At 55.5% G+C, this 14,343-nt stretch carries 14 protein-coding genes; 6 read left to right on the top strand and 8 right to left on the bottom strand.

Translation table 11 applies throughout. From position 1 onward, the window contains the following. The first annotated feature begins 14 nt into the window (after positions 1-14). Complete coding sequence (locus tag K7H21_RS04105; protein ID WP_142445241.1) at positions 15-1,481, top strand: acetyl-CoA hydrolase/transferase family protein; 1,467 nt, start codon at positions 15-17, stop codon at positions 1,479-1,481. Here the strand turns inward: K7H21_RS04105 and srsR are convergent. The 7 genes from srsR to epd form a co-directional block, all read right to left on the bottom strand. Continuing rightward, positions 1,478-2,374, bottom strand: a complete 897-nt coding sequence (gene srsR / locus K7H21_RS04100) for a LysR family transcriptional regulator SrsR (protein ID WP_004125020.1) — start codon at positions 2,372-2,374, stop codon at positions 1,478-1,480. The two genes, K7H21_RS04105 and srsR, sit on opposite strands and share 4 nt — an antisense overlap. A gap of 120 nt (positions 2,375-2,494) precedes the next feature. Next, positions 2,495-3,262, bottom strand: a complete 768-nt coding sequence (locus K7H21_RS04095) for an oxidative stress defense protein (RefSeq protein WP_004125023.1) — start codon at positions 3,260-3,262, stop codon at positions 2,495-2,497. Between the two features lie 90 nt (positions 3,263-3,352). Beyond that, entirely contained in the window at positions 3,353-3,988 is a 636-nt protein-coding gene (argO, locus tag K7H21_RS04090; RefSeq protein ID WP_032741948.1) for an arginine exporter ArgO, read from the bottom strand. A 150-nt stretch (positions 3,989-4,138) separates the two neighbouring features. Continuing rightward, entirely contained in the window at positions 4,139-4,996 is an 858-nt protein-coding gene (locus K7H21_RS04085) for a small-conductance mechanosensitive channel MscS (RefSeq protein WP_004125028.1), read from the bottom strand. 189 nt (positions 4,997-5,185) lie between these two features. Further along, positions 5,186-6,265 (bottom strand): class II fructose-bisphosphate aldolase, encoded by a 1,080-nt coding sequence (gene fbaA, locus K7H21_RS04080; protein ID WP_004125043.1) that lies wholly within the window; start codon positions 6,263-6,265, stop codon positions 5,186-5,188. Positions 6,266-6,362: 97 nt separating this feature from the next. Continuing rightward, positions 6,363-7,526, bottom strand: a complete 1,164-nt coding sequence (gene pgk, locus K7H21_RS04075) for a phosphoglycerate kinase (RefSeq protein ID WP_004125049.1) — start codon at positions 7,524-7,526, stop codon at positions 6,363-6,365. Between the two features lie 51 nt (positions 7,527-7,577). Continuing rightward, positions 7,578-8,597 (bottom strand): erythrose-4-phosphate dehydrogenase, encoded by a 1,020-nt coding sequence (gene epd, locus K7H21_RS04070; RefSeq protein ID WP_004125050.1) that lies wholly within the window; start codon positions 8,595-8,597, stop codon positions 7,578-7,580. A 377-nt stretch (positions 8,598-8,974) separates the two neighbouring features. Here epd and K7H21_RS04065 point away from each other — a divergent pair, with 377 nt between their 5' ends. Genes K7H21_RS04065 through K7H21_RS04045 form a run of 5 tightly spaced genes read left to right on the top strand, consistent with a single transcriptional unit; the run spans position 8,975 to position 12,026 of the window. Further along, positions 8,975-9,400, top strand: a complete 426-nt coding sequence (locus tag K7H21_RS04065; protein ID WP_223035595.1) for a PPC domain-containing DNA-binding protein — start codon at positions 8,975-8,977, stop codon at positions 9,398-9,400. Positions 9,401-9,424: 24 nt separating this feature from the next. Then, positions 9,425-10,003, top strand: coding sequence for an ECF transporter S component (locus K7H21_RS04060; RefSeq protein WP_223035594.1), 579 nt, complete (start codon positions 9,425-9,427; stop codon positions 10,001-10,003). Next, positions 10,004-10,711, top strand: coding sequence for an energy-coupling factor transporter transmembrane component T (locus K7H21_RS04055; protein ID WP_049112186.1), 708 nt, complete (start codon positions 10,004-10,006; stop codon positions 10,709-10,711). Next, complete coding sequence (locus K7H21_RS04050) at positions 10,699-11,376, top strand: energy-coupling factor ABC transporter ATP-binding protein (protein WP_049112184.1); 678 nt, start codon at positions 10,699-10,701, stop codon at positions 11,374-11,376. Before K7H21_RS04055 ends, K7H21_RS04050 begins: the two co-directional genes overlap by 13 nt. After that, complete coding sequence (locus K7H21_RS04045; protein ID WP_049112182.1) at positions 11,370-12,026, top strand: ABC transporter ATP-binding protein; 657 nt, start codon at positions 11,370-11,372, stop codon at positions 12,024-12,026. The genes K7H21_RS04050 and K7H21_RS04045 overlap by 7 nt, the downstream gene beginning before the upstream one ends. A gap of 160 nt (positions 12,027-12,186) precedes the next feature. On the opposite strand, the gene tkt is transcribed toward K7H21_RS04045, so the two are convergent. After that, positions 12,187-14,178: a transketolase gene (tkt, locus tag K7H21_RS04040; protein WP_024358643.1), complete on the bottom strand. Its 1,992-nt coding sequence runs from the start codon at positions 14,176-14,178 to the stop codon at positions 12,187-12,189. Positions 14,179-14,343 lie beyond the last annotated feature (165 nt).

Raw genomic sequence — 14,343 nt, 5'->3', positions numbered from 1 at the left:
TTAAGGAGTATAAAATGAAACGGATGAGCGCCGATGAAGCGGCGGAGATTATCCAGCATGACCAGATGGTTGCGTTCAGCGGGTTCACGCCCGCCGGTTCGCCTAAAGCGCTACCCGCGGCCATCGCTCGCCGCGCCGGTGTATTACATCAGGCGCAGCAGCCTTTCCAGATCCGCCTGCTGACCGGCGCCTCCATCAGCGCCGCCGCCGATGATGCGCTCTCGGCGGCCGATGCCGTCTCGTGGCGTGCACCGTATCAGACCGCCTCCGGGCTGCGGCAAAAAATCAACCAAGGGGAGGTGAGGTTTGTCGACCTGCACCTGAGCGAAGTGGCGCAAATGGTCAACTACGGCTTCTTTGGCGAGATTGATGTCGCGGTGATCGAAGCCTCGGCTATCGCGCCGGACGGACGAGTCTGGCTCACCAGCGGTATCGGCAACGCGCCAACCTGGCTGCTGCGGGCGAAGAAAGTGATCATCGAGCTTAATCACTACCACAATCCGCGCGTCGCCGAGCTGGCTGATATCGTCATCCCCGGCGCCCCGCCGCGGCGCAACAGCATCGCCATCTTTCATGCGATGGATCGCGTGGGCAGTCGGTACGTGCAAATCGATCCGCAAAAGATTGTCGCGGTCGTGGAGACCGAACTGCCCGACGCCGGCAATGCGCTTGATAAAGTCAATCCCGTGTGTCAGCAAATCGCCGATAACGTGGTCACCTTTCTGCTCGAAGAAATAGCTCGCGGACGCATCCCGCCTGAATTTCTGCCGCTGCAAAGCGGCGTGGGCAATATCAATAACGCGGTTATGGCGCGGCTGGGTGAGAATCCGGATATTCCCGCTTTTATGATGTATTCGGAGGTATTACAGGAGTCGGTGGTTAATCTGCTGGAAAGCGGGAAAATTACCGGCGTCAGCGCCTCCAGCCTGACGGTATCCGCCGATGCTTTGCGCAAGATTTACGACAACATGGATTTCTTCGCCAGCCGTATTGTCCTGCGCCCGCAGGAGATCTCCAATAATCCAGAAATTATCCGCCGCCTCGGGGTTATCGCCCTCAACGTGGGGCTGGAGTTTGATATCTACGGCCACGCTAATTCCACGCACGTGGCCGGGGTGAATCTGATGAACGGTATCGGCGGCAGCGGCGATTTTGAGCGCAACGCCTGGCTCTCTATCTTTATGGCCCCCTCCATCGCCAAAGAGGGAAAAATCTCTACTATCGTGCCAATGTGCAGCCACGTCGATCACAGCGAGCACAGCGTAAAGGTGATCGTGACCGAGCAGGGGATCGCCGACCTGCGCGGGCTATCGCCGCTGCAACGCGCCCGCGTCATCATTGATAACTGCGCGCACCCGCTCTATCGGGACTATTTACACCGCTACCTGGATAACGCGCCCGGTGGGCATATTCATCACGACCTCGCCCACGCGTTCGACCTGCATCGTAATCTGCTTGAGTACGGCTCCATGCTCGGCTAGTCCTCCGTACCGACGCGATCCTCAGTAATGTGCTGAAGCATCGTGGCGGTATAGCGATGGTTTTTCAGCGAATAGAGATACTCCTGCATATACATCGCGCTGCCGGGCGCATCGAAGTACTTCAGCTTCGCCGGGTTGACCAGACGCCAGGCGAAGTAAGGAATAACCGTCAAAAACTGCCCCCGCTCTACGGCGCTAATTTTGGCCATAAAGCTGTAGGGACGATAGATAATCGTCGGGTTGATCCCGCTGGGGCGCATATACGCGTCCAACATTGCCTCAAAATTGGCCCGGTTCTGGAAGCGCATCTGCAGCCAGGGCAGCTCACGTAAAAGTTCCTGCGGCGGCCTATCTTCATAACGGCGGGAAACCAGAAACCCAAGACGCAGCGGCGCGAGTTCGCTAATGGTCAGATTTTCCAGCTCCTGCACGCGGGCCGAAACGTGCTGCGGTGAGATAATAAAATCGAGCTGACGGTCAAACAGATTATCAATCACCCCATTCTCGCTGAACTCTACGGCCTGGGTGGTCACCCCATCGTATTTATCGCCCAGGCTGATGAGCTGATCGAAAATAATCGTCGGATAGGTATTGTCGATGCCAATGACGACGTTGCGCGAGCGGCGCGCGGAAAAGTGAATTTCGTTATCGATGGCCGATAAGCGCTGATAAATGGGAAACAGCTTCTGATAGAGCTCCTGCCCCGCTTTATTGAGGCTGATGCTGTTATCTTTGCGGGTAAATAGCGTATAGCCTATCCGATCCTCGAGCGCAGCAATGCTTTTGCCGAAGGGAGACGCGGTCATATGGATTTTTTCCGCCGCTCTGGCGATGTTGTTAGTCTGCGCCAACAAAATGAAATTGCGCATTTTTTTCGAAATAAAGATATCCATGCTCACCTCATAGTCGAACAGGGATATATCCTTACCTCATTCAGGGAAAAGACTTTTGTCGCGCTCTCACTTTTACAGATAGTCACAGAAAAAGCCCGGCGCGAAGGCCGGGCGATGGGATTACTGCGCCGCTTTGGGTTGTTCGGCGGGTTTCGCCGGTTCAGCAGGTGCTGGCGCAGGCTGGGTCGGTTGCAGCTCAAACACCACGTCCACCTGGTCATCAAATTGAATGGTTGCCTGCTCGTAGGTTTCCTGGGCAGAAACCGGCGCCGCATCGGCCTTCATCATCCGCACCATCGGGCTTGGCTGGTAATTGGAGACATGATAGCGAACGCTATAGACTGGCCCCAGTTTGCCGTGGAAGCCGGTAGCCAGCTCCTGAGCCTGGTGAATGGCATCATCAATCGCCGCTTTACGCGCTTTATCTTTATAAGCGTCCGGCTGCGCCACGCCCAGTGAGACTGAACGGATCTCATTCAGACCGGCTTTAAGCGCCCCATCTAACAGACCGTTGAGCTTATCCAGCTGGCGCAGCGTCACTTCAACGCTACGCACCGCACGATAGCCCTTGAGAATGCTTTTGCCGTTCTGATAGTCATAATCAGGCTGGGTACGCAGGTTAGCTGAGTTAATGTCTTTCTTCGCAATGCCGCTCTTCTCCAGGAAGGAGAGATACTGGGCCACGCGCTCATCGGCCTGTTTTTTAGCGGATGCCGCGTCTTTCGCGGAGACGTTTACTTCAATCGCCAGCGTAGCGATATCAGGAACCGCAGCGACGCTGGCGGTACCTGAAGTGACGATATGTGGGCCGTTTGGCAACTCGTTTGCCTGAACTGCCATTGCGCTAAATCCGAGTGCCGCCGCCAGGGCCATGACTTTTAACTTCACTGTCGTTTCTCCATATTACATTGGTCGTCTATACACAGACGCATGCCAGCAAGCTTAGCGCTTACGCGGAGAAAGTCCATCGGACAAGGCTTAGTTAAGCAGCGCCTGCACATGGGCGAAGCCGTCATTCGCCAGCTGGAAGGCAATGACCCACATCACCAGACCGACCAACACGTTGATAATGCGCTGCGCCTTCGCCGTACGCAGGCGCGGAGCCAGCCAGGCGGCCAGCAGAGCCAGGCCAAAGAACCACAAGAACGATGCGCTGATGGTGCCTAAGGCAAACCAGCGCTTCGGCTCCATCGCCAACTGCCCGCCGAGACTTCCGAGCACCACAAACGTATCCAGATAAACGTGGGGATTCAGCCAGGTCACCGCCAGCATGGTGACGATAATTTTCCAGCGCCCTTGCTTCATCACTTCCGCGCTGGCCAGCTCCAGATTGCTGCTAAAGGCCGTTTTCAGCGCGCCAAAACCGTACCACAATAAAAAAGCGACGCCGCCCCAGGTCACCAGCGCCAGCAGCCACGGCGATTGCATCAGCAGCGCGCTGCCGCCAAAAATCCCGGCGCAAATCAGCAGCAGATCGCTGATGGCGCACAGCAGCGCGATCATCAGATGGTACTGACGGCGAATGCCCTGATTCATCACAAAGGCGTTTTGCGGGCCGAGCGGCAAAATCATGGCCGCTCCCAGAGCAAGGCCCTGAAAGTAATACGATAACATGGGGAGTGATTTCCACTGAAAGAGTCAATGCCGGGGAATATAGCGCGCAAATATCATTAGAGGAAATTGAAAATATTAATCATTGATAAGCCAATCTAATAATCAGGTTCGAATAAAAGGCCGGGCATACCGGCCTTTTGGAGGGGAAAACTACTCTGTTTTTTCCTGCGGACGAATCACATGCACATCCATCTGCGGATACGGGAAGCCGATGCCGTTGGCGTCAAAGTCGCGCTTAATGCGCTCCAGAACATCCCAGTAAACGCTTTGCAGATCGCTACTTTTACTCCATACGCGTACCACGTAGTTCACCGATGACGCGCCCAGTTCATTCAGACGAACGGTCATTTCACGATCTTTGAGGATACGCTCATCCGATTCGATAATATTAGTGAGCAGTTGCTTCACTTTATCGATATCAGCATCGTAGGCCACGCCAATGATAAATTCGTTGCGGCGCACCGGCTCGCGGGAGAAGTTGATGATATTCCCGGCGATGATTTTACCGTTCGGCACCACCACGATTTTGCCATCCGCGCTGCGCAGGGTCGTAGAAAAAATCTGCACGTTCAGCACGGTTCCCGCGATGCCGCCCAGGTCAACGTATTCACCGGCGCGAAATGGGCGGAAGACCACCAGCAGGACGCCAGCGGCAAGGTTAGACAGCGAGCCCTGCAGCGCCAGACCTACAGCTAAACCCGCGGCGCCGAGGACGGCAATGACCGAGGCGGTTTGCACGCCCACGCGGCCCAGAGCGGCGATCAGCGTAAAAGCAATAACGGCATAGCGCACCAGCGCAGAAAGAAAATCGGCAACGGTGGCATCGATATGCCGCGCCCGCATCAGGCGATTCACAGTATTGGAAACAATGCGCGCCACGATCAAGCCGACAATAATAATCGCGAGAGCCGCGACGATGTTGACGGCATAGCTCAGCAGTAATGCCTGATTGCGCACCAGCCATGAACCGGCGTTATTTATGCTATCGACAACGTTCAAATCTTCCATTCAACTTTCCTTATGGATACCCGGACGGGAAATAAAATAACCAAACCTGATAATTGCAAACAGGTTAAGGGTAAACAATAACAGTGCGTTTTGCCAAATTGATCACATTTATTTAGCAAAACTTCATGTTGTTCCAATAATAAAAAAGCCCGCATTTCTGCGGGCTTCCGGGTAAGAAACGAAATTTTCTTACAGAACGTCGATCGCGTTCAGCTCTTTAAATGCCTGCTCCAGACGCGTCACCATGGAAGTCTGTGCAGCGCGCAGCCATACGCGCGGATCGTAGTATTTCTTGTTCGGCTGGTCTTCGCCTTTCGGGTTGCCCAGCTGGCCCTGCAGGTAAGCTTCGTTAGTTTTGTAGTACTGCAGGATACCGTCCCAGGTTGCCCATTGGGTATCGGTATCGATGTTCATTTTGATCACGCCGTAGCTTACGGAGTCTTTGATTTCCTGAGCGGAAGAACCGGAACCACCGTGGAATACGAAGTTCAGGCTGTTGTGCGGCAGGTTGTGTTTCTTAGAAACGTATTCCTGGGAGTCGCGCAGGATAGTCGGGGTCAGTACTACGTTGCCCGGCTTGTAAACGCCGTGTACGTTACCGAAGGAAGCGGCGATGGTGAAACGCGGGCTGATTTTGCTCAGCTCGGTGTACGCGTAATCAACGTCTTCCGGCTGGGTGTACAGCGCAGAAGCATCCATGTGGCTGTTGTCCACGCCGTCTTCTTCGCCGCCGGTGCAGCCCAGTTCAATTTCCAGAGTCATGTCCATTTTGGCCATACGCGCCAGGTACTTAGAACAGATCTCGATGTTTTCGTGCAGGGACTCTTCAGACAGGTCGATCATGTGAGAAGAGAACAGCGGTTTGCCGGTTGCAGCGAAGTGTTTTTCACCAGCGTCCAGCAGACCATCGATCCACGGCAGCAGTTTCTTCGCGCAGTGGTCGGTGTGCAGAATAACCGGAACACCGTAGTGCTCAGCCATCTGATGAACGTGATGCGCGCCAGAGATAGCGCCCAGGATGGCTGCGCCCTGAGGAACGTCAGTTTTCACGCCTTTGCCCGCGATGAACGCAGCGCCGCCGTTAGAGAACTGAACGATAACCGGAGAACGAACTTTTGCAGCTGCTTCCAGAACGGCGTTGATGGAATCAGTACCCACGCAGTTTACCGCTGGCAGAGCAAATTGGTTTTCTTTAGCTACCTGGAACACTTTCTGAACGTCGTCGCCAGTGATGACGCCCGGTTTTACGAAATCAAAAATTTTAGACATGTTACGTAGTCCTGTATCTGTATCTTCGACCGTTGAAGAAGGTTCGCGAGCTTTTACGCGCGCTGAAAAACAGGCGGGTCTCCCCGCCTGAACTGAATTACTGCTTAGCGCGCTCTTCGAGCATGGCTACTGCCGGCAGAACTTTACCTTCCACGAATTCGAGGAATGCGCCGCCGCCGGTGGAGATGTAGGAGATTTTGTCAGCAATGCCGAACAGGTCGATTGCTGCCAGAGTGTCGCCGCCGCCGGCGATAGAGAACGCTTCGCTGTCTGCGATGGCGTTAGCCACGATTTCCGTCCCTTTGCGGAAGTTCGGGAATTCGAACACGCCGACCGGGCCGTTCCACAGGATGGTTTTCGCATTTTTCAGGATTTCAGCCAGTTTCTCTGCGGAAGCATCGCCCAGGTCCAGAATCTGCTCTTCATCTTTAATGTCGTTAACAGATTTCAGGGTGGCGGTTGCGGTTTCAGAGAACTCGGTTGCCACGCGAACGTCAGTCGGAACCGGGATATCGCAGGTCGTCAGCAGGCGTTTAGCTTCGTCAACCAGATCGGCTTCGTACAGGGATTTACCAACGTTGTGGCCCTGAGCGGCAACGAAGGTGTTGGCGATGCCGCCGCCGACGATCAGCTGATCAGCGATTTTAGACAGGGAATCCAGAACGGTCAGCTTGGTGGAAACTTTAGAACCACCCACGATAGCGACCATCGGACGAGCCGGTTCTTTCAGCGCTTTACCCAGAGCGTCCAGCTCAGCGGCCAGCAGCGGACCTGCGCAAGCCACGTCAGCGAATTTGCCGATACCGTGAGTAGACGCCTGCGCGCGGTGAGCGGTACCGAACGCGTCCATGACGAATACATCGCACAGCGCAGCGTATTTTTTCGACAGCGCTTCGTCGTCTTTCTTCTCGCCTTTGTTAAAGCGAACGTTTTCCAGAACCACCAGCTCACCGGCAGCGACTTCTACGCCGTCCAGGTAATCTTTAACCAGACGTACCGGGTTAGACAGTTTGTCTTTCAGGTAGTTAACAACCGGCAGCAGAGAGAATTCTTCGTTGTACTCGCCTTCGGTAGGACGACCCAGATGGGAAGTGACCATCACTTTCGCACCCTGCTTCAGGGCCAGTTCGATGGTCGGCAGAGAAGCACGGATACGCGCGTCGCTGGTTACTTTCCCTTCTTTAACCGGTACGTTCAGATCAGCACGGATAAAAACGCGTTTACCAGCCAGATCCAGATCGGTCATCTTAATTACAGACATGGTGAATCCTCTCGTTGATTCTTGATAAAGTTTTGCAGGCGCCTGCGCGCCTTACCTGAAACCTTGTGCGGCCATCGCTAACGTGGTGTCGAGCATCCGGTTAGCAAAGCCCCATTCGTTATCGCACCAGACCAGCGTTTTGATCAAATGCGCGCCACTCACTCGCGTTTGCGTGCCATCAACAATGGCGCTATGCGGATCGTGGTTGAAATCTATCGAGACTAACGGTAATTCCGTATAGTCAACTATACCATGAAATGCACCCTGTGCTGCTTTTTGCAGCAACTGGTTGACTTCACTTGCTTTTACCGGTTTTTTCACCGTGACGCTAAGGTCGATAGCCGTCACATTAATGGTCGGCACACGCACCGCAATCGCTTCGAAACGATCGTTAAACTGAGGGAAAAAACGCGTAATCCCCGCAGCAAGCTTAGTATCAACCGGGATAATCGACTGACTGGCTGCTCGCGTCCGGCGCAAATCCGGATGCCAGGAATCAATGACCTGCTGATCGTTCATTGATGAGTGGATCGTCGTTACCGTTCCTGACTCTATGCCGTAGGCATCATCTAATAGTTTAATGACCGGAATAATGCAGTTGGTCGTGCAGGAGGCGTTGGAGACGATACGGTGCTCGGCTCGCAGTTCATCATGATTGACGCCAAAAACAACCGTTGCGTCGAGATCGTTGCCGCCAGGGTGTGAAAAGAGCACCTTCTTCGCGCCAGCCTGAAGATGGGCTTCGCCATGTTCACGGCTGCCGTAAACGCCCGTACAATCAAGCACCACATCCACCGCCAGCTCACGCCATGGCAACACCTCAAGGGAAGACTCATGCAGCAGGCGAATAGCATCATCGCCGACAAACAGCTGCTCTCTCTCCTGGCGAACATCCCAGGCAAAGCGCCCATGGCTGGTGTCATATTTCAACAAATGCGCGATGCCGGCAGCATCCGCCAGTTCATTGATTGCCACCACGGTAATTTCCGCACGACGCCCGGATTCATACAAAGCACGAACCACGTTACGCCCGATGCGACCGAAGCCATTAATCGCAATGCGTATGGTCATAGGTCTCCTGCAAGGCTGTCCATGATAAGAGGTGGCTGACAGAGTAATGCAGCAACGCTCTGAGGGAAACCTTACCTGTCGCAAACTGCGACTGATTGATTAATTGTCGAACATTTAGACGACTGAAACGCTTCAGCTAGAATAAGCCAAACAAGGAATAAAAGGAATGATTGTCCAGCTGGAGAAACCATTTATCTGACTTACATCACACTTTCGCGCTATCTGCTGGGGAATTTATTCCATATTCCAGAATGGCGAATAAGCGTAGCAATATCTTTTCGTTGCCGGGCCGCTAATACTGATTTATATCAGAAACTATACTGAAGAGCGGCGATATTATTACCGTTACGTCCGAGTCTCGGAGTCCCTCTAAAATCATGACAATTCCCCACATTCAGCCCTCTGCGGCACGTTACTATGCGCTTCGCTTACTTCCGGGCGAGGAGGTTTTTTCCCTTCTGCGCGCGTTCGTGCAGCAACACCATATTCAGGCCGCCTGGATAGCCGGCTGTACCGGCAGCCTAAGCAACGTAGCGTTACGCTTTGCAGGTCAGGATGAAACCACCTTATTGAACGGAATATATGAGTTGATTTCTCTGAATGGCACGCTGGAATTAACCGGAGAACATCTCCATTTATCCCTGTCCGATCCGCAAGGCGCCATGCTCGGCGGCCATATGATGCCCGGCTGTACCGTCCGCACCACTCTTGAACTGGTGATCGGCGAACTGACCTCCGTGGCGTTTAGCCGTCAGCCGTGCGCGGTGTCCGGCTATGACGAACTGGTCATTTCATCCCGCTAACGCTTCACTTAAACGAGGTCTTCTATGGCGCGTCGCCAATTTTCCAGCCAGTCTCTGGCCCTGATCGTCATTGCTATCGCCATCAATATGGTCGGCGGGCAGCTGATCAGCATGCTGAAATTACCGATTTTTCTCGACTCTATTGGCACCTTAATCAGCGCGGTGCTGTTAGGCCCGGTGGTCGGAATGCTGACTGGCCTACTCACTAACCTGCTGTGGGGGTTGTTGACCGATCCTATCGCCGCCGCCTTCGCTCCGGTGGCGATGGTTATCGGGCTGGTGGCCGGATGGCTGGCGCGGACGGGATGGTTTCGCACCTTACCGAAAGTGGTGGGCAGCGGTATCATCATTACTCTTGCCGTCACGCTTGTCGCCGTGCCTATTCGCACTACGTTGTTTGGCGGCGTCACCGGCAGCGGTGCCGATCTCTTTGTCGCCTGGATGCACTCGGTCGGCCAGAATCTGGTGGAGTCCGTCGCGATTACCGTGCTTGGCGCGAACCTGGTCGATAAAATCCTGACGGCGGTCATCGTCTGGGTACTGTTGCGCCAGCTTCCGCTGCGCACAACGCGCCATTTCCCAACCATGTCTGCTGTACGCTAAATGCATCCCTTTACTTCATTAAGCCTGTGGGCGCTCGCCGCCTGCTCCACGCTCCTGCTCCCCGCGGGTACGCCATTAAGCCTTTATAGCGCGCTAACTTTCATTTGTTTACTGGGAATGAAGGCCACGCGACCACGGGCAAAATACGTACTCTGGCTGATGATCCCTTTAGGGTTAGGCCTGTGGCTGGTGCACGGCGGCTGGTTGAGCGAATGGATCGGTGGACAAGCGCGTGAACCTGAACGTTGGGCCAATGCCGTCACGCTCTGGCTGCGGATCCTGGCCATCGTATCAACATCGCAGCTGTGGATGCACTACGTGCCGGTTTCGCGGTTTATGCGCGCCCTGTTTGCCTCCCGCTTGCCGCCGGGTCTCGCCTATCTGTTTGCCGGCCCGTTGCTGGTTGTCGAGCAACTCAAACGTCAACTGGCGATTATTCATGAGGCCCAGCGCGCACGGGGCGTACCGCTGGATGAGGCCTGGTATCATCGTTTACGCGCGATGCCTGCATTGATTGTGCCGCTTACCCATAATGCGCTCAACGATTTAGCCGTACGCGGTGCGGCGCTGGATATGCGAGGATTTCGCCTGCATCGGACACGCACCACACTGTGGGCGCCGCCGGACAGCCCCTTACAGCGTTGGGCACGCTACGCCATGGTGGTGCTGATGATAGCCGAGACCGGAGTCTGGATATGGTTACATTAGAACAGTTTCGCTATCTTCCAACCCATGCCGCGCGCCCACCTGCCTGCTTCGATTTTCACTACGCCGAGCCCGGTATGGTGGCGATTTTTGGCGATAACGGCAGCGGAAAAAGTACGCTTGCGCAGTTGATGGCGGGCTGGTATCCGGATTTCCTCCCCGGAGAAACTGAAGGTAAAGGAACGTTACTCGGGAACCCTATCGGACAGTTGTCGCTCGTCGAACAGGCGAGCACCATCCAGTTGGTTCAACAATCCCCCTATCTCCAGCTTTCCGGCTGTACCTTCAGCGTCGAAGAAGAGGTCGCTTTTGGACCTGAAAATCTCTGCCTCAGCGAAGACGAGATTATGCGCCGTATTGATGAAGCGCTGACGCTGACAGCGTGCCAGGCGTTACGTCATCGCCACCCGGCGACGCTCTCCGGGGGAGAAACCCAGCGGGTAGTCATTGCCAGCGCGCTCGTCATGCAGCCCAGGATATTGATTCTGGATGAAGCGTTTAGCCGTTTGACAGCGCAGGCAAGCACCATGCTTCTTGAGCGCTTGCAGCACTGGGCGCAGGTGCAGCGTTCCTTGATTATCCTTTTTGAACGAACCCCCTCGCCTTTTCTTGCCTGGTGTCAGCAGGGATGGCGACTGCATGATGGAGCGATTTCCCCGCTATGCTGACGTTAAATCAGGTGACTTATCGCTGGCCCGGCGCGGCGGCAGACTGTTTGCAAAACATCTCGCTAAACCTCTGTGAAAACGAATGGCTGGCGCTCACCGGCGATAACGGCGCGGGGAAATCCACCCTGCTGCGGGTGATGGCCGGACTGCTACCCGCCACGTCCGGTACCGTCAATCTGCTGGATAAACCGATGGCGCATTATAAAAATCGCCATCGCGCCGGTATGCTCGGCGTATTGTTTCAGGAAGCTGAAAATCAAATCTTTCACAGCAGGGTGGCTGAAGAAATCGCCTTCGGGCTGCGGCTACAGAAACGGCCTGCCACAGAAGTTACTCAACGCACCGCGGCAGCGCTGCAGCTTTGCCAGTTAGAGGATGTCGCCGATGCGCATCCGCTGGATTTGCATACCGCCCAGCGCCGCATGGTTGCCGTCGCCTGTCTGGAAGCGATGGCGCCAGCAATTCTGCTGCTCGACGAACCCAGCCGCGATTTTGACCCGCACTGGCTGACGATATTTGAGGAGTGGCTTGCGGTTTGCCGCAAGAGGGGGACCAGCGTAGTGGCTATCAGCCATGACCCGGCTTTTATCCAGCGCCACTTTTCCCGCATGGTGCGCCTGGAAAAGGGCAGACTGCTGAGTATTTCCTGAAAAAGAAACGGGCCGCCTGAGCGACCCGTTTTTTTACGGTGACAATCAAATTCTTCCCCAGCGGCGGTGCTGCGCACCTGTCCGGGCCACCCGACCGTACTGGCCTGTAGCCCGGGCAAGGCGCCGCTTTACCGCGCCGCCCCCGGGAGCGGTGAAAGGACTACAGCAGTGCTTTCGCTTTGGCGACAACGTTATCCACGGTGAAGCCAAACTCTTCAAACAGCAGCTCCGCCGGCGCAGACTCACCGAAAGTGGTCATGCCAACGATCGCGCCGTTCAGGCCCACGTATTTGAACCAGTAGTCGGCGATACCCGCTTCGATAGCTACGCGCGCAGAGACGGCTTTCGGCAGCACGGCTTCACGGTAAGCGGCATCCTGCTTGTCGAACGCGTCGGTGGACGGCATGGAAACCACGCGCGCCTTCACGCCTTCGGCAGTCAATTTTTCGTAAGCGGCAACCGCCAGCTCAACTTCAGAGCCGGTGGCGATGAAGATCAGTTCCGGCTGACCGGCACAATCCTTCAGCACGTAGCCGCCGCGGGCAACGTTCGCCAGCTGCTCTTCAGTACGCTCCTGCTGCGCCAGGTTCTGACGGGACAGAATCAGCGCGGTCGGGCCGTCCTGACGCTCAACGCCATATTTCCACGCGATGGCGGATTCCACCTGGTCGCACGGACGCCATGTGGACATGTTCGGCGTGACGCGCAGGGAAGCCACCTGCTCTACCGGCTGGTGAGTCGGGCCGTCTTCGCCCAGACCGATGGAGTCGTGGGTGTAGACCATTACCTGACGCTGTTTCATCAGCGCGGCCATACGTACCGCGTTACGCGCATACTCGACGAACATCAGGAAGGTAGAGGTGTACGGCAGGAAACCGCCGTGCAGAGCGATACCGTTGGCAATCGCGGTCATACCGAATTCGCGCACGCCGTAGTGGATGTAGTTACCGGCAGTGTCTTCGTTGATCGCTTTAGAACCGGACCACAGGGTCAGGTTACTTGGCGCCAGGTCAGCGGAACCGCCAAGGAACTCAGGCAGCAGCGGGCCGAAGGCTTCAATGGCGTTCTGAGATGCTTTACGGCTGGCGATTTTCGCCGGGTTAGCCTGCAGCTTCGCGATGAACTCGTTCGCTTTCGCATCGAAGTCAGCCGGCATGTCGCCTTTCATACGACGAGTAAACTCGGCGGCTTCCTGCGGGAAGGCTTTGGCGTAGGCGGCAAATTTCTCGTTCCACGCGGACTCTTTCGCCTGGCCGGCTTCTTTGGCATCCCACTGGGCATAGATTTCAGACGGGATTTCAAATGCCGGGTGTTTCCAGCCGAGCGCTTCGCGGGTCAGCGCGATTTCCGCGTCGCCCAGCGGCGCGCCGTGGGAGTCGTGGGTACCGGCTTTGTTCGGCGAACCGAAACCAATAATGGTTTTGCACATCAGCAGGGACGGTTTGTCGGTGACCGCACGCGCTTCTTCTACCGCGCGTTTAATCGAGTCAGCATCGTGGCCGTCAACGCCGCGCACCACGTGCCAGCCGTAGGCTTCAAAACGCTTCGCGGTGTCATCGGTGAACCAGCCTTCTACATGACCGTCGATAGAGATGCCGTTGTCGTCATAGAACGCCACCAGCTTGCCAAGCTTCAGGGTACCGGCCAGGGAGCATACCTCGTGAGAGATACCTTCCATCATGCAGCCGTCGCCCATGAACGCGTAGGTGAAGTGGTCAACAATGTCGTGGCCCGGGCGGTTGAACTGCGCCGCCAGAGTTTTCTCCGCGATGGCCATACCAACCGCATTCGCAATACCCTGCCCCAGCGGACCGGTAGTGGTTTCCACGCCCGCGGTGTAGCCGACTTCCGGGTGACCCGGCGTTTTAGAGTGCAGCTGACGGAAGTTCTTCAGCTCTTCAATCGGCAGATCATAACCGGTGAGGTGCAGCAGGCTGTAAATCAGCATGGAACCGTGGCCGTTGGACAGGACAAAACGGTCGCGGTCGGCCCAGGACGGGTTCTGCGGGTTATGATTCAGGAAATCACGCCACAGGACTTCGGCAATGTCAGCCATACCCATCGGGGCACCCGGGTGACCGGATTTGGCTTTCTGTACTGCGTCCATGCTCAGCGCACGAATAGCGTTAGCAAGCTCTTTACGTGAGGACATTTTGACTCCAGATCGGATAATGAAGGCCATGCCCGCAACGACTTGACGACAGCGCGTTTTGGGCTACGCCGGAAAAAAGTGTGAACAATGTAACCTAAGCGGCAAAGCATGTACATGGAGCATCCTTTTGCCGTTTAAGAAATCTCTGGAACACGTTGTGCTACG

The sequence above is a fragment of the Klebsiella sp. CTHL.F3a genome, assembly GCF_019890895.1.
In the GTDB taxonomy this organism is placed as follows: Bacteria; Pseudomonadota; Gammaproteobacteria; order Enterobacterales; family Enterobacteriaceae; genus Klebsiella; species Klebsiella grimontii.
This window is presented reverse-complemented; position numbering and strand designations above follow the sequence as displayed.

Bases quoted from the DNA above. Each gene is read 5' to 3' on its own strand.
- K7H21_RS04105 (WP_142445241.1), top strand. From the start codon at position 15: ATGAAACGGATGAGCGCCGATGAAGCGGCGGAGATTATCCAGCATGAC.
- srsR (WP_004125020.1), bottom strand. From the start codon at position 2,374: ATGGATATCTTTATTTCGAAAAAAATGCGCAATTTCATTTTGTTGGCG.
- argO (WP_032741948.1), bottom strand. From the start codon at position 3,988: ATGTTATCGTATTACTTTCAGGGCCTTGCTCTGGGAGCGGCCATGATT.
- K7H21_RS04085 (WP_004125028.1), bottom strand. From the start codon at position 4,996: ATGGAAGATTTGAACGTTGTCGATAGCATAAATAACGCCGGTTCATGG.
- fbaA (WP_004125043.1), bottom strand. From the start codon at position 6,265: ATGTCTAAAATTTTTGATTTCGTAAAACCGGGCGTCATCACTGGCGAC.
- pgk (WP_004125049.1), bottom strand. From the start codon at position 7,526: ATGTCTGTAATTAAGATGACCGATCTGGATCTGGCTGGTAAACGCGTT.
- epd (WP_004125050.1), bottom strand. From the start codon at position 8,597: ATGACCATACGCATTGCGATTAATGGCTTCGGTCGCATCGGGCGTAAC.
- K7H21_RS04065 (WP_223035595.1), top strand. From the start codon at position 8,975: ATGACAATTCCCCACATTCAGCCCTCTGCGGCACGTTACTATGCGCTT.
- K7H21_RS04060 (WP_223035594.1), top strand. From the start codon at position 9,425: ATGGCGCGTCGCCAATTTTCCAGCCAGTCTCTGGCCCTGATCGTCATT.
- K7H21_RS04055 (WP_049112186.1), top strand. From the start codon at position 10,004: ATGCATCCCTTTACTTCATTAAGCCTGTGGGCGCTCGCCGCCTGCTCC.
- K7H21_RS04050 (WP_049112184.1), top strand. From the start codon at position 10,699: ATGGTTACATTAGAACAGTTTCGCTATCTTCCAACCCATGCCGCGCGC.
- K7H21_RS04045 (WP_049112182.1), top strand. From the start codon at position 11,370: ATGCTGACGTTAAATCAGGTGACTTATCGCTGGCCCGGCGCGGCGGCA.
- tkt (WP_024358643.1), bottom strand. From the start codon at position 14,178: ATGTCCTCACGTAAAGAGCTTGCTAACGCTATTCGTGCGCTGAGCATG.